The organism is Bradyrhizobium neotropicale (assembly GCF_001641695.1).
Classification (GTDB): domain Bacteria; phylum Pseudomonadota; class Alphaproteobacteria; order Rhizobiales; family Xanthobacteraceae; genus Bradyrhizobium; species Bradyrhizobium neotropicale.
This window is the reverse complement of the sequence record NZ_LSEF01000050.1, coordinates 1-20,604: the sequence shown is the minus strand read 5'-3', so window position 1 is coordinate 20,604 and position 20,604 is coordinate 1. Positions and strand designations below refer to the sequence as shown.

Genomic DNA, 20,604 nt, shown 5'->3' with positions numbered 1-20,604 from the left:
AGAGACCCTGATGCCCAAATGGCCCGACGACGACGTGATCCTGTTCGACGGCGTCTGCATCTTCTGCTCGCGCTGGGTCCGCTTCGTCGCGCAGCGCGATACGGCGAAGCGTTTCCGTTTCACGCCGATTCAGTCGGACTACGGATCGCGGCTGGCGAAGACGTTCGGGATTGATCCTGAGGATCCCGACACCAACGCCGTAGTTCACGGCGGCGAGGTATTCTTGAAGTCAGACGCTGCGCTGACGGTGCTGTCGCAGCTCCCCGGTTGGGGCTGGGTGCGCGCGCTGCTTGCCGTGCCGAAGCCGCTGCGTGATACCGTGTACAGCCTCATCGCGCGCAACCGCTACCGCATTTTCGGCAAGTACGATGCGTGCTTCGTGCCAGATGCCGATTTACGGGCGCGGGTGATCGAATAGCCTGTCATCGGGCCGCGCTTTGCGCGGACCCGGTGGCTCGCAATGACGGGGTCTGCTGCTACGTCTTCGGCATCGCTGCCAGCACTTCCTTCGCCGCCCGCTCCCCACTGTCCCGCGCCCCGTGCGCGGTCGTGAAGAAGTTCGGCGACGTCGCTTCCCCCGCGAAGAACAACCGGCCGTCGACCGGCGCGGCCAGAATGGCGCGGTCGCCGGCGCGGCCGGGCAGGGCGTGCGAATAGGAGCCGCGTGCGAAGGGATCCAGGGCCCAGCGGGACTCATAGAGCGGCTTCAGCTTGCGGCGGATGTCGTTGCCGAGGAAGCCGGCGATCTCGTTGATGCTGTGCGCAGCGATGGCACCATCACCGGCGTCTTCCAGCTCGCGCGCAAAACTGCCGCCGAAAAAGCCCTCGATACAGGGCTGGCCGAACGGGCGGATATGATAGGTGCCCATCTCTGTGCGCATGGTCGCGCCGCGCAGGTTTCCTTCCTTCGGGAAGGCATCCGCGCCGTCGAGTGCAAGCGTCACCTTGTCGTCGACGCCGAGCGGCAGGCCGCGAGCGGCATCGACCTTGGCGCGCAAAGGCGGCGAGAAGCGAATTGCTTCGTCAGCGATCAAATTGGTCGGAACGGTGACGATCACCTTGTCCGCGGTCAGCGTGCCCTGCGATGTTTCGAGACGGATGCGCTTGCCGGAATGATCGATCAGCGCGACATTGCAGTTCAACGCCACCGGGCAGTTTTCGCCATAGGCCGCAATCAGCGCGCCATAGCCGAGGCGGATGCGCCAGTTGAGGTTGCTGTCCTCATAGGCGTCCCAGTCCAGCGTCGACATATCCTTCAGTTCGCAGCCGTTGATGTAGGTCGAGATCGCATCGATCATCGGGTTCCAGCGATTGCCGGGCTCAAGGCTTTGGCTCGCCGGCTCGTCCTTGCCTTTTTGCGCGGCCTCCCAAAGACGTTCATAGAATGCGTCTATCGCGCGCATGAATTCGTCGCGTTCGCTTTGCGGAAAAGCGTTGCCATAGGCGCGCTCGCGCCATGGCGGCAGGTCTTTGTTGATCTCGAAATCAAGCCGTTTGGCGATCGGGACGAAGGAGTTGTTGTCCGCCGAATGCAGCCAGCCACAGCCGACGTCGAACGTCACCTCCGGCGAGGCCTGCACGGTCCACGCGCGTCCGCCGGTGCGGTCGCGCGCTTCAAGTACGATCATGGACAGGCCGGAATCCTTCAGTGCATGCGCCGCGCCGAGCCCGGCAGCGCCGGCACCAATGATCGCGACGTCGACTGAGGAGGGGAGGGAGCTCATGCGCTGCCTCTAGCACGTTCGCAATGCGCGCTGAAGCCACCACAACGTGAGCGTCATCACCCGCCTGGTGCGCAATTGCGCACTGGAGCGGGTGGTTCATTAGTCCAGAGGCGGTGAGGAATACGGAGAAGCTGCGGCGTACTGGATTCCCCGCTTTCGCGGGGAATGACAGCGGGGTGGCCTTACGCCACCGCTTCCTTGGCCTTTTCCGCGCGCTTGCGCTCGTTCGGATCGAGGTGCTTCTTGCGCAGGCGGATCGACTTCGGGGTGACCTCGACGAGCTCGTCGTCCTCGATATAGGCGAGCGCCTTTTCCAGCGTCATCTTGATCGGAGGCGTCAGACGCACCGCTTCGTCCTTGGACGTGGTGCGGATGTTGGTGAGCTGCTTGCCCTTGAGCACGTTGATCTCGAGATCGTTGTCGCGCGTGTGCTCGCCGACGATCATGCCGCGATAGACCTTCCAGCCCGGCTCGATCATCATCGGGCCGCGGTCTTCCAGCTTGAACATGGCGTAGGCCACCGCGTCGCCCTGGTCGTTGGAGATCAGGACGCCGTTGCGGCGGCCCTGAATCTCGCCCTTGTACGGGGCATAGCCGTGGAACAGGCGGTTCATGATCGCGGTACCGCGGGTGTCGGTGAGGAGCTCGCCCTGATAGCCGATCAGGCCGCGGGTCGGCGCGTAGAACACCAGGCGCTGGCGGTTGCCGCCGGACGGCTTCATCTCGATCAGCTCGGCCTTGCGCTCGCTCATCTTCTGCACGACGACGCCGGAATGCTCCTCGTCGACGTCGATCACGACCTCCTCGATCGGCTCCATGGTGGCGCCGGTGGCTTCGTCCTTCTGGTACACCACGCGCGGGCGCGACACCGAGAGCTCAAAGCCTTCGCGGCGCATGGTCTCGATCAGGATCGCGAGCTGCAATTCGCCGCGGCCCGACACTTCCATCGCGTCCTTGTCGGCGGCCTCGACTACGCGCAGCGCGACATTGCCTTCGGCCTCGCGCAGCAGGCGGTCGCGGATCATGCGGCTCGTCACCTTGTCGCCTTCGGTGCCGGCGAGCGGGGAGTTGTTGACGATGAACGACATCGACACGGTCGGCGGATCGATCGGCTGCGCCGGCAAGGGCACTTCGACGGTGGGATCGCAGAAGGTGTCGGCGACGGTGCCCTTGGTCAGGCCCGCGATGGCGACGATGTCGCCGGCTTCGGCTTCATCGAGCGGCGTGCGCTCGAGGCCGCGGAACGCCAGGATCTTGGTGATGCGCCCGGACTCGACCAGCTTGCCGTCGGCGTTCAGCACCTTGACCTGCTGGTTCGGCTTGAGCACGCCGGACGAGATTCGGCCGGTGATGATGCGGCCGAGATAGGGATTGGCCTCCAGGATGGTGCCGATCATCTTGAACGGGCCCTCTTCGACCTTGGGCGGCGCGACGTGGCGCAGGATCAGGTCGAACAGCGGCTCCATGCCCTTGTCCTTCGGACCCTCGGGGCTCTCGGCCATCCAGCCCTGCTTGGCCGACCCGTAGAGGATCGGGAAATCGAGCTGCTCCTCGCTGGCGTCGAGCGCGGCGAACAGGTCGAACACCTCGTTGATGACTTCGGTCGGGCGCGCGTCGGGGCGGTCGACCTTGTTGATGACGACGATCGGCTTGAGGCCGACCTTGAGCGCCTTGGAGACCACGAATTTGGTCTGGGGCAGCGGGCCCTCGGCGGCGTCGACCAGCACCAGGGCGCCGTCCACCATGTTGAGAATGCGCTCGACCTCACCGCCGAAATCGGCGTGGCCGGGAGTGTCGACGATGTTGACGCGGGTTTCCTTCCACTGCACCGAGGCCGCCTTGGCCAGGATGGTGATGCCACGCTCACGCTCCAGATCGTTGGAGTCCATGGCGCGTTCGGTCACCTTCTGGTTCTCGCGGAACGTGCCGGATTGCTGGAGGAGGCGGTCGACGAGGGTCGTCTTGCCGTGGTCGACGTGGGCGATGATGGCGACGTTGCGAAGGTTCATGAGGGAGCTTCTTTGCGGTCGAACAATGGGTTAAGCGCGATCTCGCCGGTCAGACCGGGACCTCTTCTCGAAACAACGCTGGAAGACAGGAAACGGGGGCGCTTTCGGCCCAAAAAGGAAACCCGGCCAGCCAGCCGGGCACCCTACGCGTTTGCAGCGCAATATAGGCAAAAAACGCCAAAAAACAATGCGTTCTTACGCGGTTGGTTGACTGAATTTTGTCCGGGAATCCCCGGGGCTTAGCGGGGCGTCGGGGGATTTGGCCGGCGTTCCGGCCTCAGGCCGGGCTCCGATCCGCCTTCTCGGTCGGGTAGACCCCGCGCAGGACCTCCTCGAAATGGGTCTTGACCGCGTCATTGCACAGGCAGGCGCGCAGGCGCAGGCCGTCGCGGCTCCGGACCAGGATCGAGCCGCGGCGGGTATCGAGAATGCCCTCCGCCTTGAATGACTGGAGGACGCGGCTGGCATAGCTGCGACCGACACCGAGCAGGGTCGCGAGCTGCTCATGCGTCAGCGGCACGCTGCTCTCGTCGCCGGTCCGCTCCATCGCCGCCAAAATCCACTTTGCGGTCCGTTGCTCGATCGAGTGGATGGCGTTGCACGCGGTCGACTGGAAGATCTGCGCCAGCAAGCAATCGGCGTAACGCGCGAAAACGTTGCGCAACGATGGCGAATGCAATTTGGCCGCTTCCAGCTTGCCGACATGGATGCGTGCAAACGGCCCGCCGAACTTCACGCAGATGCGAGTATAGGCCGGCAGAAACCCCTCACTGACGATGCCGCCGACTGCACCTTCACGGCCAACCAGAATGGTCTCGACGTCGCGGCCGTCCTCGTTCGGTACGAGGAAGGTGGCAAGCGATGGCCCGCAGGGAAAATGCACGACCTGGACATCGTCGCCGGGATTGTAGAGCAGATCACTTGCCGCAGCGTTCTCAAACGCGACGTGCGGCGCGAGCAGCGCATAATCCGCCGCGCTCAAGCACCGCAGCAGATTGTTGGCAGGTCGACCATCGACCGCGAATGCCTTGCCCGTGCGTGCATCCATCGTATGTCCCCTGCTCTCCTTTCGACATTAGCGAGGTCCGTTCGTCGGCTGTGTGCACAAGTGGACAGACGTAAAAACGGCTCTGTGGTGAGCTTTGTTCCGGGAACCCTCCGATGCGCTGGGCGCGGGCGTCGGGCTGAGGCTGTCCTGACCCGAAAAAAATGCAGCCTTCGATAACCAGGATCATGGAACCTGCTCTCCCGGACGACTTGGCCGGCGTTCCCGCCGATGTGTTGATCGTCGAGGACGATCCGATCATCGCGATCGATTTCGAGGATCGCCTGATGGGATTCGGTGTGAAGAGTGTGCGGACAGTGGCCTCGGTCGCACAGGCGCTGCAGGCGATCGCGAAGCGCGCACCCGATTTTGCATTGCTCGATGTCGAACTCGTCCGCGAGAAGAGTTTTGCCATCGCGGAACGCCTGGTCGTGCTGAAGATCCCGTTCGTCTTCGTCACCGGCTATGGCGCCGAAGCAAGCATTCCGCCGGAATTTTCCAAACGGGCGCGACTGCAGAAACCGTGTTCGAGCGACGCGCTGGAGGCGGCGCTGCAGGTGCGCGCCGCTAGGTCGCGCTGAGGCGCATCAGGCCGGCATCGGGTCCAGTGTAGTCGACCACAGCGCGACATCAGCGCGGTCGCGCAAGGTCACCGTCATCTGACCGGACGCGCCATCGATCTTGACGTGACCGAAGAACTGCATGCCGGCGGACGGCGGCAGGTTCTGCTTGTCGAGGCCGGGCGCCTTGATGAAGCGCACGTCTGGCCCGAACGTGTTGTCGAGCTCGTTCGGACCGAAGGTGCCGGCGTGCAGCGGGCCCGAGACGAATTCCCAGAACGGTTCGAAATCCTGGAATTGTGCCTTGTTCGGGTCGTAATAGTGCGCGGCGGCGTAGTGCACGTCTGCGGTCAGCCACACCGTGTTCCTGATCGGCGCCATCTTGATGAAGCGCAGGAGATCGGCGATCTCGAGCTCGCGACCGCGCGGCGGTCCGTCGCCTTGCGCGAAGGCCTCCGAGCCCTTCTTGTTCGCCGCATCGTCATAGACGATCAGGCTGAGCGGCATGTCGGAGGCGATCACCTTCCATGTCGCGCGCGAGTTGAGCAGGCCGCGCTTCAGCCAGGCCATCTGATCCGGCCCGAGGAAGTAGGCCGCTGGGCCGTAAGCCGTCTCCTGGTTCGCTCCGTTCGGGCCGCGATAACTGCGCTCGTCCAGCACGAACACGTCGAGGTGCGGGCCGTAGGAGATCTGGCGATAGACCCGGCCCGGCTCCACGATGCTCTCGCGCATCGGGTACATCTCGTGGAAGGCCCGTGCGGCGCGCGCCGCCAACAGCGTGATGTTGCGCTCCTTGTAGGTCGCGGGCAGCTCTTTCGACGGCGACCAGTTGTTGGTCACCTCGTGATCGTCCCACTGCACGAAGATCGGCACCTCGGCATTGAAGGCGCGGACGTTGTCGTCGGTGAAATTGTATTTGTGCGCGGCGCGAAACTCGTCCAGCGTCTCGGCGACCTTGGCCTTCTCGGGGATCGTGACGTTCTTCCAGATCTTGCCGTCGGCGAGCTTGACCTCGGACGGGATCACGCCGTCGGCGTAGATGGTGTCGCCCGAGTGCAGCAGAAAATCCGGACGGTGCTTGCGCATCGCCGAGAAGGTGAACATGCCGCCATCATCGGGATTGATGCCCCAGCCTTGACCTGCGACGTCGCCGCCCCAGACGAAGCTGACGTCGCGGCGATCGGCCGGCGCGCTGCGGAAGCGGCCGACCGCCGGCTCGCCTTCGATCGCGGTGTGGGAGAGGTCGCGGAAGCGGACGCGGTAGAAGATGTCCTGGCCTGCGGGAAGGTTTTCCAGCAGCATCTTCGCGGTGAAGTCGCTTTCAGGCAGCGCCGCGATCGGCGGCAGCGCGCGGGCGTCCTTGAACGACTCCGTCGTTGCCACGTCGACCAGCATCTGCGACGGACGGTCGGCACGGGCCCAGACCACGCCGCCGTCGACGGTGACGTCACCGGATTGCACGCCATGGGTGATCGCCGGCCGGTCGGCCGCGCGCGACAGATGCGGCATCGCGATCGCGCCAAGTGCACCGGCGCTGGTCGAGAGGAAACGGCGGCGGGAGAATTTGATTGTCATGGCGGGTTCGTTTCGAGAGGGGCGTCGCAGACAGCACCGACATCCCGGGTGGGAGTACCTGGTTTCCGCGGATTCTTACGTTCGTCATTCCGGGGCGCGCCGTTAGGCGCGAGCCCGGAATCCATTCCTCCCGGCCTATGCGGTTCGATGGATTCCGGGTTCGCGCGTCGCGCGCCCCGGAATGACCACGAAAGCTATATTGAGACAATGTGACGCAGCAATAACGCGCGCAAGTGCTTACGCGTTGCCGGCGGCCCGGAATTGCGCGCCGGCGCGTTGCAGGCTTGCCGGCATGCTGAGCAGCAGCGCCTTGCGGTCGGCGACCGCCACGTGGAATTGCTCGAGCGCGATGTTGAAAGCCGTGAGCGCGCTCTCCTCGATCGCGCCGTGATCGAAGCAGCGCAGCGTGTCGCGCAGGATGTCGTCGGCCTCGGCCTGCATCTGGTCGAGCTCTTCGGTGGTCTCGCTCTTCCGCGCGGCGGCGATCATGTCGAGCAGTCGCTCACGCAGGTGGCTGTTGCTGTCGCGCTCGTCCTTCTTCAGATAGCCCGCGAACCAGGCGCCGATCGAGCCCATGGCGGAGAGCGCCATCAGGCTCCACCAGATGTAGTCGCTGTATTTGTCGAGGAAGGTCTTTTCCTCGCCGTCGACGAAAGCGGCCGCTCCGGGATGCACCGGAATCACGGCGTCCTTGTCGGTATCGGGCGTTTCGATCTTCGCCGCCAGCGGGAACTCCGCCACCAATTGCTGACGCACGGCGAAGAGCTGCCGGGTGAAGGCCGCGACGGTGGTCTCCGACAGGCCTTTGCGCGCCACGATGTGATGGGAGAAGCTGATCGTCTTGACCTCCTCGTCGGGACGGTCGGGCGAGCCGCCATAGGTGCCGGCGGGGATTTCGGCGGATTCATAGGCCGGATGGTTTTGCGCGATCGCATCGGCGGAATCGATGGCGAGGAAGGTCGGCGAACCGCCCTCCTTGACCGATGCCGCAATCGCGTCCGACGTGATCTTGCTGTTGACCGGACCGGCCGCGAGATAGACATCGGCCTTCTGAGCCTTGATCGCCTCGGCGACCTCACTGGCCGGGAATTGCACGACCTCGACTTTGGCGGGATCGACGCCGTATTGCTGCAGGATCACCTTGAGCAGATTGACGTTGGCCTGCGTGCGGCCGACGACGCCGACACGACGGCCGGCTAGCTGCGCAATCTTGGTGATCTTGGCGCCCTTCTTCTTGCCCTTGCCCGCGACGGCCCACAGCACGACGACGTTCTTGCGCAGGGTCGCGACGGCTTGCGCGTTCTTCGGCACGTCGAGATCGCCGCGCACGATGGCGAGATCCACCTTGCCCGCTGCGAGCGCGTCGGCGCTTGCAGTCGCGCCCTCGGTCTGGATCGGGCGCAGCCGCACGTAGCCCTTGCTCTGCGAGAAGGCCTGCGTCAGCGTCTGCACGACCTTGACGTCATCGCTGTTGGCGGGGCCGACCGCGATCTTCAGCGTGACCGGCCGCATCGCGAAATAGTAGCCGCCGGCGAGCGTGCCGACGATCGCGAGCACCAAAGCCAGGGACACGAGCGCCGTCTTCCGCGCCGCGGATCGCGGCGAAGGCGGCGTGGGCGCTTCGGCGAGGTCCAGACCCCCGGTCATCGATCTTCCAAACAGGCGTTTCAGGCTCGGTTTCATCTTGGCCGGCGATTTAGGCCCGTAATTGTAGCAAATTTCCTGTCCAGCGCGGGTTACATCTGCGTCATGGTTAGCGGACGAAATCCGGATGAACCCGGGCGCCAGCACGGTGTTAGGGTAAAGTTCCGCTGAAGGACGGAGGCGATCATGGCAGAGCGGCTGTCGGCAGATGCACGCAAGCAGGCGTTGAGCGGGATACCGGGCTGGGCCGAGCTGGGGGGCCGCGAGGCGATCGGGAAGACCTTTGTCTTCAAGGATTTCAACGAAGCCTTCGGCTTCATGACGCGCGCGGCGCTGGTCGCCGAGAAGATGGATCACCATCCCGAATGGCGTAACGTCTACAAGACGGTCGAGGTGGTGCTGGCGACCCATGACGCCGGCGGCGTCACGGCACGCGACATCGAGCTCGCCAAAGCGATGAACGCGATCGCCAAGCTTACACCTACCTGACGTCTTGCGGGGGGCGGCGGCATCCCCATCTTGTGATCAGCACCGGATGCGGCGATCCGCCGCGCCGGGCTGAACGGGGAGTTTGACCATGTCCGCCGAACAGAGTGTCGGCTTCGAGCCGGCCGATCGGCTCGCGGAAGATCGTGAAGGCGTGCGCCGCCGCTTCTGGCGCAAGCTGAAGCGTGTCGTCGCGCGTCTGCCGTTCGCGGAGGATCTGCTCGCCGCCTATTACTGCGCCTTCGACAGGCAGACGCCGCGCCACGTGCAGGCGTCGCTGCTTGGCGCGCTCGCCTATTTCATCCTGCCGTTCGACTTCGTCCCCGACATGATGCCGATGCTCGGCTTCACCGATGACGCCGCCGTGCTCGCCACCGCCATTCGTCTGGTCGCCGGCCACATCACGAATGAGCATCGCGAAGCCGCGCGCGCTGCGCTGAAGCGTGGCGTGAGTGAAGCGGAAGTGGAAGCTGCGTCGTAACGAACCCGCACGTTCCACTGTCGTGCGCCGCGGCCTCTGTATCCTCGCAGTGTCTCTGGAATACTGGATCGCCCGCTCCAGTGCGCAATTGGGCACGAGGCGGGCGATGACGTCGTGTGTGTGGGCGGCGCGCACCACAAGCCCGTCATTGCGAGCGAAGCGAAGCAATCCAGAGATGTCTCCGCGGCGACAGTCTCGATTGCTTCGTCGCTTCGCTCCGCGCAATGACGCCCCTTACTTCTTCTCCGGCTTCGCCTGCGCCCGCGCATTCTCGGCGTCCCAGGCCTGGAATTGCTTGAACAGCGTTTCCCTCTCTGCGTCGGACACCTTTGCGGCCGCGGGATTCTGCTTCAGGAACGCTTCGAAGCGCTGCCGCGTCACTGGCTCGATGCCATGCTTGTCGAGCCATTGCTGCGCCACGGGCAACCTGCTCCAGCCGGCGAGCGGCGCCGCGAGCGAGACCTCCTTCCACTTGGGATGGAACGGCGGATTCTGCAGCGCGGGGAATTTGGTGAAGAACGCGTCCACGAACAGCGACAGCTTGCGATAGCGCTCGGTGTTCGGCGCCCAATTATAGGCCGCGAGCACCGCAGGCACCGCGATCGTGTCCACGGTCTCGCCTTCCTTGATCAGGTTCGGATAGTCCTTGGACGTCAGCGTCGCCGGCAGATAGTCGCTCTGCAGCGGCTTTGCATAATCCACGCCTGCGAGATGGAAGCGGCCGTCATTGTTGAAGGTCGAGACCGATTTGTACGGCTTGCCGCCGACCACGATGACGGCGTCGATCTGGCCGGCCTTCAGCTTCTCCATCGCGATCCGCTGCTCGATATAGACGAAATTCGCCTTGATCCCGAGCCGCTCGAACACCGTGAGCGCGGTGACGAAGGTGCCGCCATTGGGCAGGTCGACGCTGACCGTCTTGCCTTCGAGATCCTTGAGCGTGGCGATCGATTTCGGCGCGATCACCTGCATCTCTTCGTTGTAGAGCTTCGTCACATAGGTGAACTGCTTCTTGATGTCCTTGGCAAAACCCTTGCGCTCGAGATAGTCGAGCGTGTCGGCACGCACGACGCCGAGATCGACGCCTTGCAGGAACAGGATGTCGGCGACGCTCTGCACCGAGCCGCGGCCGACGATCGGCAGAACGCGGATCTTGTTGCCGTCGTCGAGCACGGACGCGAGGTCGGCGCCGAATTGCACATAGGTGCCGCCGATCGTGCCGGTGATCAGCGTGACGGTGTTGGCGTTCAGCGCCTGCTTGGTCGAGCTCGATCCGAACTGGAAGATGGCCTTCAGGCTGTCTGAAACCTTGGCCGGATCGTATTCGGTCTGGTCGGCGCGTGCTGCGAAGGCACAGACGGTCATGATGGCGGCCAGCGCCATTCTCAAAGCATTACGCATGATATCCTCTAAAAAGTTCTAGTTCTGAAGCTGGGTGAGGCGCTGCCGCGCCTCTGCCGATCCGAGACCCGCCGCCTTCTGGTACCAGTCGCGCGCGACCGTCGCGTCGGCGGTGATGCTCCGCGTGTCGTTGGTGCCGAGCACCGCCGCGTCATAGGTCTGCGCCAGCAGAAACGCCGCGGTCGCATCCTGTGCATTCGCCGCCCGTTCGAGCAGCAAGCGCGCGGAAACGATATCGCCGACCGTCAACAGGCTCTTCGCGCGCGTCATCAGCCCGGCCAGCGTCTCGGCATCGAGCGTCCTGGCAGGGAGTGCCTTGGCGGGCGGAGGAGGAGGCGCAGGCACAGGCACAGGCGCAGGCTGCGCCGCGACGGGCGCGGGCGCCGGCGTGGGCGTCTGGGCTTGCAGCGCGTTCTGATAGGCGGTCGCGATCGCTTCGCGGCTCGGCGTTGACGGTGCAGCGACATCCTGCGCGTCGGCGCTCGCCAGCTTCGTGTCGCTCACGCGGGCCGCATCCTTGACCGGCGTCTGCGGCTTTGCGGGCAGCGGATTGGCCGCCGCCATGGCCTGGTCTGCTGCACCTGCCAGGCCACCGGCATAGGAGACGACAAGGTTACGAAGGTCGGACTGAAATACCGCGCCCAAAGTTACCGCGGCGGACGCCACCAGAATGGCGGCGAGGATCCGCGGGACGATCCTGCCTCTGGGCTGCAACACCAGTGGCGCGAATTCTTCTGGGTCCGGCGCGCTGAGCGGATCGGACAGAAAAAGTGGAACCGGATCGTCCGGTGAAAGGTCAGCCCGTGCGGCGCGCGCACGGATATAAGGGTAAGATGCGGCTTCATCGGAACCGAACGCGCTCGATTCCCTGGACGCGCGGTACGCCGTCGTCTCCATGGTTATGCTCCCCATTATTACGCAACGCAGGGGCATTCCCGCTTCAGTTTTCTTGCTTTTGTCCAGAAGCGCCCCGGCAAACTGGAACCGGTAAATCGCCGTTTGAATCAGCCCAAAAAACGACAGCCGTTTGTGCGAATCTGGAAAAATTTAGGTTTGATTTAGGCGGCGAGACGAAATGCACCATAATTTTGCTCGCAGTGGTTGAGGCCACTTTACCATGCCGCGGCGCCCAAATACCCTCTGGGATTGTCACGCACTTGTCGCACACCCTGCCGTCATGCCCACGCTTGCCGTCTTCGCTGAAGCTTCGGCGGCCGCGCGACCTTGTGGCCCGGCGTGGCCTTGGCGGAGCCGGGACCGGAGCATCCTGTATCCTGCGGCTTCCCGGCTAGATCTCTGCTGACTCCGGAATACCGGATCGCCCGCCCCGTTTGCAATTGCGCACAAGGCGGGCGATGACAGTTGAGGGCACCGGCGCGGTAACGCCAGCATCACCTCAGGGATGAAGGATCACCTTGCCCATGGCCTGGCGGCCGGCGAGCACCTTCAGCGCATCCGCGGTCTGTGCCAACGGGAAGGTGCGGTCGACATGCGATGAAATCTTTCCTTCCGCCGTCCACTTCACCAGCTTCTCGAGATTGGCGCGGTTCTTCGCCGGGTTGAGCCGCGTCCAGGCGCCCCAGAACACGCCGCGGATGTCGCAGCCCTTCAGCAGCGCGAGGTTCAGCGGCATCTTCGGAATGTCGCCGGCGGCAAATCCGATCACGAGGAAGCGGCCTTCCCAGGCGATCGAACGCAGCGCCTGCTCGGCATAGGCGCCGCCCACGGGATCGAAGATGATGTCGACGCCTTTGCCGTCGGTGAGCTTGCGCAGGCCTTCCTTCAAATCTTCCTTGCCATAGTTCAGCGTCAGCTCGGCGCCATGCGCCTTGGCGAAGGCGAGCTTCTCGTCGGACGAGGCGCAGGCGATCACCTTCAGCCCCATCAGCTTGCCGAGCTCACAAGCCGCAAGGCCGGTGCCACCGGCCGCGCCAAGCACCGCGAGCGTCTCGCCCGGCTTCGGGCTCGCGCGATCTTCCAGCGCATGCAGCGCCGTGCCGTAGATGATGATGATGCCGGCCGCGCGGTCGTAGTCGAGATTGTCGGGAATCTTCACGATCGATGCCGCCGGCAGCGCGATCTTCTCGCGCGCGCCGTTATGACCGCAGGACGCAACGACGCGATCGCCGACTTTGAGATCAGTAACGCCGGGGCCGATGCTCTCGATCACACCGGCGACCTCGGCGGCCGGTGAGAACGGGAAGGGCGGCTTGATCTGATACTTGCCCTGGATCATCAGGATGTCGAAGAAGTTCAGCGCCGCGGCCTTGATCGCGATCACCGCTTCACCGGGACCCGCCACCGGATCCGGCACATCGGCCAGAACGAGATCGTCGGGTTGGCAATATTGCGTGCAGAGGATGGCTTTCATGGCGGCACCTGAAGCGTTTCAGACAGAATTATAGTTTGCCTGTTTCTGCCGGATTTAGCGTCGGGCGACAATCCGGTTTCTTTGTCGAGTGTGGCGCTCTGGCCTATCCTCGTCATTGCGAGCCACCGGGTCCGCGCAAAGCGCGGCCCGAAGACAGGCTCCTCGAAGCAATCCAGAATCCGTGTCGCGGAAATAGTCCGGATTGCTTCGGTGCGCTCGCAATGACGGGAGTATCGAAGGGAGGATTCAAACGATGTTTGAAACAGGTCTGCTTAGGGACAAGCGCATCCTCGTCACCGGTGGCGGCTCGGGCCTCGGCGCCGCGATGGCGCGGCGCTTCCTCGCGCTCGGCGCCGAGCTCGTGATCTGCGGCCGCAAGCTCGACCGGCTGGAGGCAGCTGCGACGGAGATGCGCGAACAGACCGGCGGCAAGGTCACGACCATCGCTTGCGACATCCGTGACGGTGCCGCCGTCGACGGCATGATGGACGCGATCTGGCGCGCGGCGCCGCTCGACATTCTCGTCAACAACGCTGCCGCGACCTTCATTGCGCAGAGCGAGCATCTGTCGTTTCGCGCCGCGGATGCGATCCTGGCGCCGACGCTGCACGGCGCGATGTATTGCACGCTCGCGGCCGGCAAGCGCTGGATCGAGGGCAGGTATGACGGCGTCGTGCTCTCGATCCTCTCGACCTCGACCATCACGGGGCGGGCCTTCACCGTGCCGTCCGCGATGGCGAAGTCGGCGGTGCTGGCGATGACCAAAAGCCTTGCGGTGGAATGGGGCCCGAAGGGCATCCGCACCGTCGCGATCGCACCGGGGCCGTTCCCGACCGCCGGCGCCTCCGGGCAGCTCCGCCCGGAGGCCCGCGACGAGGGGTGGGCATCGCGCAATCCGCTCGGCCGTACCGGTGAGCACAGCGAGCTTGCCGACCTCGCCAGCTTCCTGGTCTCGGACCGCGCGGGCTACATCAACGGCGAGATGGTGGTGATCGACGGCGGCGCGCATCTGCGCAGTTCCGGCGCCGAGGACCTGTTGCGCTGGACCGATTCTCAATGGGCCGAGCAGCGTGCCGCACGCACCCGCAGCTAGCCGCATGTCCCGCTAACTGCCTTCCCAAGCTAGGCTTTCCCCGCTATCCCTGGCTGGGGACACGATTCACGCGAGCCATCTTCCAGTCACAATATTGAGGGAACCACTCGGGCATGTGGCGGGTGCTTGTTTTAGCTTTGGTGACTGGCGTGGCGGCGTGGGGAACCATGGGTTCCGCGCGCGCGCAGACGGCGCAACCGGCGCCAAAGGCAGCGGCAAAACCCGCCGCTCCGGCCGCAAAGACGGCTGCCAAGCCCGAGAGCAAACCGGTGGCGCCTCCCGCGGCGGTTGCCGGCGGCGCCGAGCCGACCCTGATCGGCCAGTTTGGCACCTGGGGAGCGTATTCCGCCACGCCCAACGGCAAAAAGGTCTGCTTTGCGCTGGCAAAGCCCGCATCGTCGAAAACCAACCCGCCGAATCGGCCGCGTGACCCCGCCTATGCCTTCGTCTCGACCCGGCCGGCGGAAAAGGTAAACAACGAAGTCTCGGTCATGATCGGCTACGCCCTGAAGCCGGGCTCGGAATCGACGGTCGAGGTCGGCGGCGCTGCCTTCGCCATGTACACGCAGGGCGACGGCCTCTGGATCAAGAATGCGGCCGAGGAGGAGCGGATGGTCGAGGCGATGCGCAAATCCGCCGATCTCGTGGTCAAGGGCGTCTCGGCCAAGGGTACGGAGACGACGGATACCTTCTCGCTGAAGGGCCTCGCCCAGGCACTCGACAAGATCGCCCAGGATTGCCGGCGGTAGAGTTGTAGGCGGTTAGTCGTAATCGCGGTCTCAGTCGCTGTATAAGGGGCGCCATTAGCGCTATACGCTTCCTGTATTCCGTCATTCCGGGGCGATGCGAAGCATCGAACCAGGAATCTCGAGGTTCCGGGTCTGGTCCTTCGGACCATCCCGGAACGACCAAGATAACCTCCAGGTCCATTCAATGCAGTCGACTGCCGAGCCGCACAACGCAACACTGGTGGAGAAGACTCCGCTCGAGACCTATGTGCCGCCGGCCAAGCCGTCGCTCATCGGACTGTCGCGCAGCGAGCTCGCCGATTGCCTCGGCGAGATCGGCGTGGCGCCGGCGCAGCGCAAGATGCGCGTGCAGCAATTGTGGCACTGGATCTACTTCCGTGGTGCCAGGAATTTCGACGAGATGACGTCGATCTCGAAGACCATCCGTACCGAGTTGTCGGAGCGTTTCACCGTAGACCGGCCCGAGGTCGTGGCCGAGCAGATTTCGAACGACGGCACCCGCAAATGGCTGTTGCGGCTGCCGAGCGGCGACAATGTCGAGAAGGCGCACGAGGTCGAATGCGTCTACATTCCCGAGACCGATCGCGGCACGCTCTGCGTCTCCTCCCAGGTCGGCTGCACGCTGAACTGCGCGTTCTGTCACACCGGCACGCAGCGGCTGGTGCGTAACCTCACCGCCGGCGAGATCGTCGGCCAGGTGATGGTAGCGCGCGATCGCCTCAACGATTGGGCCGATCGCGAGAACGGCACGCGCCTCGTCACCAACATCGTGATGATGGGCATGGGCGAGCCGCTCTACAATTTCGACGCGGTGCGCGATGCGCTGCTCATCGTCGGCGACAATGAAGGCATCGGCATCTCCCGCCGCCGCATCACGCTGTCGACCTCCGGCGTGGTGCCGAACATCGTGCGAGCCGGCGACGAGATCGGCGTGATGCTCGCGATCTCGCTGCATGCGGTGCGTGATGAACTGCGCAACGAGCTCGTGCCGCTCAACCGCAAATATCCGATCGCAGAATTGCTGCAGGCATGCCGCGACTATCCGGGTGCGTCGAATGCGCGGCGCATCACCTTCGAATATGTGATGCTCAAGGGCGTCAACGATTCGCTCGACGATGCCAAGCTGCTGGTGAAGCTGCTCAAGGGCATTCCGGCCAAGATCAACCTCATTCCGTTCAATCCATGGCCGGGCACGGCCTATGAATGCTCGGACTGGGACCAGATCGAAAAATTCTCCGAATACATCTTCAACGCCGGCTATTCCTCGCCGGTGCGCACGCCGCGCGGCCGCGACATTCTCGCGGCCTGTGGCCAGCTCAAGTCGGAGACCGAAAAGCTCTCGGCCCGCGAGCGCCAGGCGCTGCGCGCCATGGCGATGACGGATTAGCAGAATATGCCTGCGCTATCGCAGCTTCGTCATTGCGAGGAGCGCAGCGACGAAGCAATCCAGGCGTCTCCGCGGACCCGTTTCTGGGTTGCTTCGCGGAGCCTGTCATCGGGCCGCGCTTTGCGCGGACCCGGTGGCTCGCAATGACGACAATTTTGGCTCTCCCGCTATGCCACTGATCGGCCGCCTCGTCGTGATCTTCATCGGCTTTCTCGCCTCCTGCGTGGTGGGAGGCATGATCGTCGTCGGTGCGCTCTTGTTCCCGGAATTCTCCGATCTTGGCGCCGGTCCCGTCGATGCAGGCACGATCGACATCCTGCTCGGCTTCGGCTTCATCTTCGTCTCCGGCTTCGCACTGGTGCCAGCCATGGTGATCGTGGCGATCACCGAAGCGCTCTACATCCGCAGCGTGCTCACTTATGCGGTCGGCGGTGGCCTCGTCGGGCTGGCCTGCTATCTCGGCCTCGTGCCCTTCCATCCCGAGACGATGCAGTTCGAAGGCATCGTGCGGCGCCATCTGGAAATCATGACAGGGGCGGGCATCGTCGCGGGCGTCGTCTACTGGTTGATCGCCGGCCGTAACGCCGGTGCCTGGCGCCATCCGCCGCCCTCGCGCAAGCCGCCACCGCCGCTGCCGTTAAATTCTCGGCCGGACGCGCCGTAGTTGCGTGATGGCTGACGAGGGTTTCCATCTCCTCTCCACTCCGCTAAACCGCGCGCCATGAACCGGACTGGACTCTTCATCGCCCTGGCGCTTTGGCTCGTGATCGGCGTCGTCTTCGGCCTCTATCCCGAACTCGATCTCAAGCTCGCATCGCTGTTCTTCGATCCCGAAGCAAGGACCTTTCCGCTCAAGCTGAACGGCTGGGCCGGCTTTGCGCGTGACGCCGCGATGTGGGTCGCCTGGGCGTTCGCGCTGCCCTCGCTGGTGGCGCTCGTGGTCAAGCTGATCCGTCCCGACCGGCCGCTGATGGTCTCGGGGCGCGCGATGATCTTCCTGCTCGCGACGCTGACGCTGTCGGCCGGGATACTCACCAATCTTGCCTTCAAGACCTATTGGGGCCGGCCGCGTCCGGTCGTGGTGACGGAGTTCGCCGGCGACCTGCAATTCGTCCCGTGGTGGGACCCGCGCGGCAACTGTGCGCGCAACTGCTCGTTCTTCTCCGGCGAGGGCGCGACCGCGTTCTGGACGCTGGCGCCGGCCGCGCTGGTTCCGCCGGCGTGGCGGCCGCTCGCCTATGCCGGAGCAGTGGTGTTCGGCGCCGTGACCAGCGGGCTCCGCATGGCCTTCGGCGGTCATTTCTTCACCGACGTGGCGATTGCCGGCCTCGTCACCTTCGTCGTGATCTGGTTCGCCTACGCACTGATTTACCGCTGGCCGCGGACACGGCTGTCGGACGAGGCGGTCGATGCGGCGCTGACCCGGCTGGCCTGGCCCGCCTACCGGCTTCGCCTGCGCCTGTTCGGTGGCAAAACCGGCCCCGCAGCCTCGCTCTGAGCCATTAAACGCGTGCTCCGGCGCGCGAAATTTGATATTCGCGCGGTCAAACCCTTCAATGACATCAGCCCTTTAAGACCCGATTGGAAGCCCCATGACCACGATCCTGAAAAGCCTGCCCAAGGGAGAAAAAGTCGGCATCGCTTTCTCGGGCGGTCTCGACACCAGCGCTGCGCTGCTCTGGATGAAGCAGAAGGGCGCGCGCTGCTACGCCTACACCGCCAATCTCGGCCAGCCGGATGAGGCCGACTACAACGAGATCCCGCGCAAGGCGATGGAGTTCGGCGCCGAAAAGGCGCGGCTCGTCGATTGCCGCACGCAGCTGGTCCATGAGGGCATCGCCGCGATCCAGTCCGGCGCATTCCACATCTCGACCGGCGGCATCACCTACTTCAACACCACGCCGCTCGGCCGCGCCGTGACCGGCACGATGCTGGTCGCCGCGATGAAGGAGGACGGCGTCAACATCTGGGGCGACGGCTCGACCTTCAAGGGCAACGACATCGAGCGCTTCTATCGTTACGGCCTTCTAACCAATCCGAGCCTGCGCATCTACAAGCCCTGGCTCGACCAGCAGTTCATCGACGAGCTCGGCGGCCGCGCCGAAATGTCGGCGTTCATGACCGCCCAGGGCTTTGCCTACAAGATGAGCGCCGAGAAGGCCTATTCGACCGACAGCAATCTGCTCGGCGCCACGCATGAGGCGAAGGATCTCGAGAGCCTCGACAGCGGCATCAAGATCGTCAATCCGATCATGGGCGTGCCGTTCTGGCGCGATGACTGCGCCGTGACGGCCGAGAAGGTCGTGGTGCGTTTCGAGGAAGGCCAGCCAACGGCGCTCAACGGTCAGACGTTTGCCGATCCCGTCGCGCTGTTCCTCGAAGCCAATGTCATCGGTGGCCGCCATGGTCTCGGCATGAGCGACCAGATCGAGAACCGCATCATCGAGGCCAAGAGCCGCGGCATCTACGAGGCGCCCGGCATGGCGCTGCTGCACATCGCCTATGAGCGGCTCGTCACCGGCATCCATAACGAGGACACCATCGAGCAGTACCGCATCAGCGGCCTGCGCCTCGGCCGTCTGCTCTACCAGGGCCGCTGGTTCGATTCGCAGGCGCTGATGCTGCGCGAGACCGCGCAGCGCTGGGTCGCGCGCGCCGTCACCGGCGAGGTGACGCTGGAGCTGCGCCGCGGCAACGATTATTCGCTTCTGAATACGGAAAGCCCGAACCTCACCTATGCGCCGGAGCGGCTCAGCATGGAGAAGGTGGAAGACGCGGCGTTCACGCCGGCCGATCGCATCGGCCAGTTGACGATGCGCAATCTCGACATCGCGGACACCCGCACCAAGCTGAAGCTCTACACCGACACCGGCTTGTTGTCGGGCAGCGAAGGCTCGGAGATATTTCGGCTCGAGAGCGACAAGGGCTGACGATGCGTAGGGTGGGTTAGCCCCTGCGGCTGCGCGAAGCGCAGTCCGCTCGGCGTAACCCACCTCTTTCGCTTCCGGGGAGACAGACAGTGGTGGGTTACGCTTCGCTAACTGTGGAATCTCAACAGGTCGTCCTCCGGGAGACGGAGGCGGCTGATGGGTGGTTTGGCTTGCAAACTACCGTGTGGGCGATGCCAGTTGTAGTGCTGAAGCCAGATTGGCAGGTTTTTGGCGCGCTGGTCTGAGGTGTCGTAGGAGCGAGCGTAAGCCCACTCGCGCAGCGCTGTCTGGATGAAGCGTTCGGCCTTGCCGTTTGTTTGGGGCCGATATGGTCTGGTGAAGATGTGCCTGAGGCCGAGCTTCCCGCACGCTCTGGCGAAGGCCTTGGCACGGTAGCAAGAGCCATTGTCGGTCATGATGCCGGTGACCTTCATACCGAGGCTGCGGTAGTAAGCGACGGCTTCCCTGAGGAAGGCGATGGCACTTTCCTTTTTCTGATCACGCCGGATCTGGGAGAAGGCCAGGCGCGATGCATCGTCGATCGCCACGTGGACGAACTCGTGGCCGGCGCCGCGGCTTTCACCCTTCTGACGATCGTGCGTGATGCGGTGGCCGGGTCTGACGAACCTGCCGAGCTTCTTGATGTCGATATGGATCAGCTCGCCGGGCTGCTCGCGCTCGTAGCGGCGCACCGGCTCGGCCGGCTCCAGATCGCGTGTCCGGCTTAATCCCAGGCGGCGGAGTATGCGGCTGACGGTGGCCCGTGACAGCCCAACCTCGGCTGCGATCTGCTTGCCGGTGTGGCGCTGCCGGCGCAACGCCTCGACGGCCTCGCACGTGGCCCGCGGGGTTTGGCTTGGCGATGAAAGGGGTCTGGAGGAACGATCACGCAATCCCTCGACACCTGCTGCGCGGAACCGCTCGACCCATTTGGCTACCGTTTTCGGTGTCGTGTTGAACTGGTCAGCCGCGGCAGCCTGGCTCAGTCCGTCCTCGACCACGCCTCGCACCATCGCCTCTCGACCTGTGGGCGTCAAAGGCGCATTCTTGTGGACGTTCATCTGGTCTCTCCGTGGAAACGTTGAAGCTTCGCAACCTCAGCTTCCTCGGTTCAGACCAGATGGACAACCTCCTGAGACACCAAAGCTA

Annotated in this window: 19 protein-coding genes; 10 read left to right on the top strand and 9 right to left on the bottom strand. The window is 64.2% G+C overall.

The window, feature by feature from the left end; translation table 11 throughout:
- The first annotated feature begins 10 nt into the window (after positions 1–10).
- Positions 11–418: a thiol-disulfide oxidoreductase DCC family protein gene (locus AXW67_RS16790; protein WP_063678775.1), complete on the top strand. Its 408-nt coding sequence runs from the start codon at positions 11–13 to the stop codon at positions 416–418.
- A gap of 58 nt (positions 419–476) precedes the next feature.
- Here the strand turns inward: AXW67_RS16790 and AXW67_RS16785 are convergent, their stop codons facing one another.
- From AXW67_RS16785 to AXW67_RS16775, 3 genes are all read right to left on the bottom strand, one after another.
- Complete coding sequence (locus AXW67_RS16785; RefSeq protein ID WP_063678774.1) at positions 477–1,724, bottom strand: flavin monoamine oxidase family protein; 1,248 nt, start codon at positions 1,722–1,724, stop codon at positions 477–479.
- Positions 1,725–1,906: 182 nt separating this feature from the next.
- Positions 1,907–3,733, bottom strand: coding sequence for a translational GTPase TypA (typA, locus tag AXW67_RS16780; protein WP_027555348.1), 1,827 nt, complete (start codon positions 3,731–3,733; stop codon positions 1,907–1,909).
- Between the two features lie 277 nt (positions 3,734–4,010).
- Positions 4,011–4,781: a Crp/Fnr family transcriptional regulator gene (locus AXW67_RS16775; protein WP_063678773.1), complete on the bottom strand. Its 771-nt coding sequence runs from the start codon at positions 4,779–4,781 to the stop codon at positions 4,011–4,013.
- Positions 4,782–4,966: 185 nt separating this feature from the next.
- Between AXW67_RS16775 and AXW67_RS16770 the strand changes: the two genes are divergently transcribed.
- Positions 4,967–5,359: a response regulator gene (locus tag AXW67_RS16770; protein WP_201723677.1), complete on the top strand. Its 393-nt coding sequence runs from the start codon at positions 4,967–4,969 to the stop codon at positions 5,357–5,359.
- Between the two features lie 6 nt (positions 5,360–5,365).
- Here AXW67_RS16770 and AXW67_RS16765 read toward each other — a convergent pair whose 3' ends face one another.
- Positions 5,366–6,913: an alkaline phosphatase D family protein gene (locus tag AXW67_RS16765; RefSeq protein WP_063678771.1), complete on the bottom strand. Its 1,548-nt coding sequence runs from the start codon at positions 6,911–6,913 to the stop codon at positions 5,366–5,368.
- A 237-nt stretch (positions 6,914–7,150) separates the two neighbouring features.
- Positions 7,151–8,596 carry a TAXI family TRAP transporter solute-binding subunit gene (locus AXW67_RS16760; RefSeq protein ID WP_082907919.1) on the bottom strand — a complete coding sequence of 482 codons (1,446 nt, stop codon included), beginning with the start codon at positions 8,594–8,596 and terminating at the stop codon, positions 7,151–7,153.
- Between the two features lie 147 nt (positions 8,597–8,743).
- On the opposite strand from AXW67_RS16760, the gene AXW67_RS16755 reads away from it, so the two are divergent.
- On the top strand, positions 8,744–9,046 hold the full coding sequence (locus AXW67_RS16755) for a 4a-hydroxytetrahydrobiopterin dehydratase (RefSeq protein ID WP_027555353.1): 303 nt from the start codon (positions 8,744–8,746) through the stop codon (positions 9,044–9,046).
- A gap of 88 nt (positions 9,047–9,134) precedes the next feature.
- The gene (locus AXW67_RS16750) at positions 9,135–9,524 is read left to right on the top strand and encodes a YkvA family protein (protein ID WP_063678770.1); all 390 of its coding nucleotides are present in this window, start codon (positions 9,135–9,137) and stop codon (positions 9,522–9,524) included.
- Positions 9,525–9,758: 234 nt separating this feature from the next.
- On the opposite strand, the gene AXW67_RS16745 is transcribed toward AXW67_RS16750, so the two are convergent.
- The 3 genes from AXW67_RS16745 to AXW67_RS16735 form a co-directional block, all read right to left on the bottom strand.
- Positions 9,759–10,925 carry a TAXI family TRAP transporter solute-binding subunit gene (locus tag AXW67_RS16745; protein WP_063678769.1) on the bottom strand — a complete coding sequence of 389 codons (1,167 nt, stop codon included), beginning with the start codon at positions 10,923–10,925 and terminating at the stop codon, positions 9,759–9,761.
- Between the two features lie 18 nt (positions 10,926–10,943).
- Positions 10,944–11,822: a hypothetical protein gene (locus AXW67_RS16740; protein ID WP_063678768.1), complete on the bottom strand. Its 879-nt coding sequence runs from the start codon at positions 11,820–11,822 to the stop codon at positions 10,944–10,946.
- Between the two features lie 499 nt (positions 11,823–12,321).
- On the bottom strand, positions 12,322–13,296 hold the full coding sequence (locus AXW67_RS16735) for an NADPH:quinone oxidoreductase family protein (protein WP_027555357.1): 975 nt from the start codon (positions 13,294–13,296) through the stop codon (positions 12,322–12,324).
- Positions 13,297–13,549: 253 nt separating this feature from the next.
- Here AXW67_RS16735 and AXW67_RS16730 point away from each other — a divergent pair, with 253 nt between their 5' ends.
- From AXW67_RS16730 to argG, 6 genes are all read left to right on the top strand, one after another.
- Entirely contained in the window at positions 13,550–14,389 is an 840-nt protein-coding gene (locus AXW67_RS16730; protein WP_063678767.1) for an SDR family oxidoreductase, read from the top strand.
- A gap of 113 nt (positions 14,390–14,502) precedes the next feature.
- On the top strand, positions 14,503–15,138 hold the full coding sequence (locus AXW67_RS16725) for an invasion associated locus B family protein (RefSeq protein ID WP_027555359.1): 636 nt from the start codon (positions 14,503–14,505) through the stop codon (positions 15,136–15,138).
- 184 nt (positions 15,139–15,322) lie between these two features.
- Positions 15,323–16,525, top strand: coding sequence for a dual-specificity RNA methyltransferase RlmN (gene rlmN / locus AXW67_RS16720; protein ID WP_063678766.1), 1,203 nt, complete (start codon positions 15,323–15,325; stop codon positions 16,523–16,525).
- A 169-nt stretch (positions 16,526–16,694) separates the two neighbouring features.
- Positions 16,695–17,189, top strand: coding sequence for a hypothetical protein (locus AXW67_RS16715; RefSeq protein WP_063678765.1), 495 nt, complete (start codon positions 16,695–16,697; stop codon positions 17,187–17,189).
- Between the two features lie 57 nt (positions 17,190–17,246).
- A complete protein-coding gene (locus tag AXW67_RS16710) occupies positions 17,247–18,023 on the top strand; it encodes a phosphatase PAP2 family protein (protein WP_063678764.1) in 777 nt (258 codons plus the stop codon).
- Between the two features lie 94 nt (positions 18,024–18,117).
- Positions 18,118–19,455 carry an argininosuccinate synthase gene (gene argG / locus AXW67_RS16705; RefSeq protein ID WP_063678763.1) on the top strand — a complete coding sequence of 446 codons (1,338 nt, stop codon included), beginning with the start codon at positions 18,118–18,120 and terminating at the stop codon, positions 19,453–19,455.
- Between the two features lie 107 nt (positions 19,456–19,562).
- Here argG and AXW67_RS16700 read toward each other — a convergent pair whose 3' ends face one another.
- A complete protein-coding gene (locus tag AXW67_RS16700) occupies positions 19,563–20,516 on the bottom strand; it encodes an IS481 family transposase (protein WP_063675718.1) in 954 nt (317 codons plus the stop codon).
- Positions 20,517–20,604: the final 88 nt, after the last annotated feature.

Bases quoted from the DNA above. Each gene is read 5' to 3' on its own strand.
- AXW67_RS16790 (WP_063678775.1), top strand. From the start codon at position 11: ATGCCCAAATGGCCCGACGACGACGTGATCCTGTTCGACGGCGTCTGC.
- AXW67_RS16785 (WP_063678774.1), bottom strand. From the start codon at position 1,724: ATGAGCTCCCTCCCCTCCTCAGTCGACGTCGCGATCATTGGTGCCGGC.
- typA (WP_027555348.1), bottom strand. From the start codon at position 3,733: ATGAACCTTCGCAACGTCGCCATCATCGCCCACGTCGACCACGGCAAG.
- AXW67_RS16775 (WP_063678773.1), bottom strand. From the start codon at position 4,781: ATGGATGCACGCACGGGCAAGGCATTCGCGGTCGATGGTCGACCTGCC.
- AXW67_RS16770 (WP_201723677.1), top strand. From the start codon at position 4,967: ATGGAACCTGCTCTCCCGGACGACTTGGCCGGCGTTCCCGCCGATGTG.
- AXW67_RS16765 (WP_063678771.1), bottom strand. From the start codon at position 6,913: ATGACAATCAAATTCTCCCGCCGCCGTTTCCTCTCGACCAGCGCCGGT.
- AXW67_RS16760 (WP_082907919.1), bottom strand. From the start codon at position 8,596: ATGAAACCGAGCCTGAAACGCCTGTTTGGAAGATCGATGACCGGGGGT.
- AXW67_RS16755 (WP_027555353.1), top strand. From the start codon at position 8,744: ATGGCAGAGCGGCTGTCGGCAGATGCACGCAAGCAGGCGTTGAGCGGG.
- AXW67_RS16750 (WP_063678770.1), top strand. From the start codon at position 9,135: ATGTCCGCCGAACAGAGTGTCGGCTTCGAGCCGGCCGATCGGCTCGCG.
- AXW67_RS16745 (WP_063678769.1), bottom strand. From the start codon at position 10,925: ATGCGTAATGCTTTGAGAATGGCGCTGGCCGCCATCATGACCGTCTGT.
- AXW67_RS16740 (WP_063678768.1), bottom strand. From the start codon at position 11,822: ATGGAGACGACGGCGTACCGCGCGTCCAGGGAATCGAGCGCGTTCGGT.
- AXW67_RS16735 (WP_027555357.1), bottom strand. From the start codon at position 13,296: ATGAAAGCCATCCTCTGCACGCAATATTGCCAACCCGACGATCTCGTT.
- AXW67_RS16730 (WP_063678767.1), top strand. From the start codon at position 13,550: ATGTTTGAAACAGGTCTGCTTAGGGACAAGCGCATCCTCGTCACCGGT.
- AXW67_RS16725 (WP_027555359.1), top strand. From the start codon at position 14,503: ATGTGGCGGGTGCTTGTTTTAGCTTTGGTGACTGGCGTGGCGGCGTGG.
- rlmN (WP_063678766.1), top strand. From the start codon at position 15,323: ATGCAGTCGACTGCCGAGCCGCACAACGCAACACTGGTGGAGAAGACT.
- AXW67_RS16715 (WP_063678765.1), top strand. From the start codon at position 16,695: ATGCCACTGATCGGCCGCCTCGTCGTGATCTTCATCGGCTTTCTCGCC.
- AXW67_RS16710 (WP_063678764.1), top strand. From the start codon at position 17,247: ATGAACCGGACTGGACTCTTCATCGCCCTGGCGCTTTGGCTCGTGATC.
- argG (WP_063678763.1), top strand. From the start codon at position 18,118: ATGACCACGATCCTGAAAAGCCTGCCCAAGGGAGAAAAAGTCGGCATC.
- AXW67_RS16700 (WP_063675718.1), bottom strand. From the start codon at position 20,516: ATGAACGTCCACAAGAATGCGCCTTTGACGCCCACAGGTCGAGAGGCG.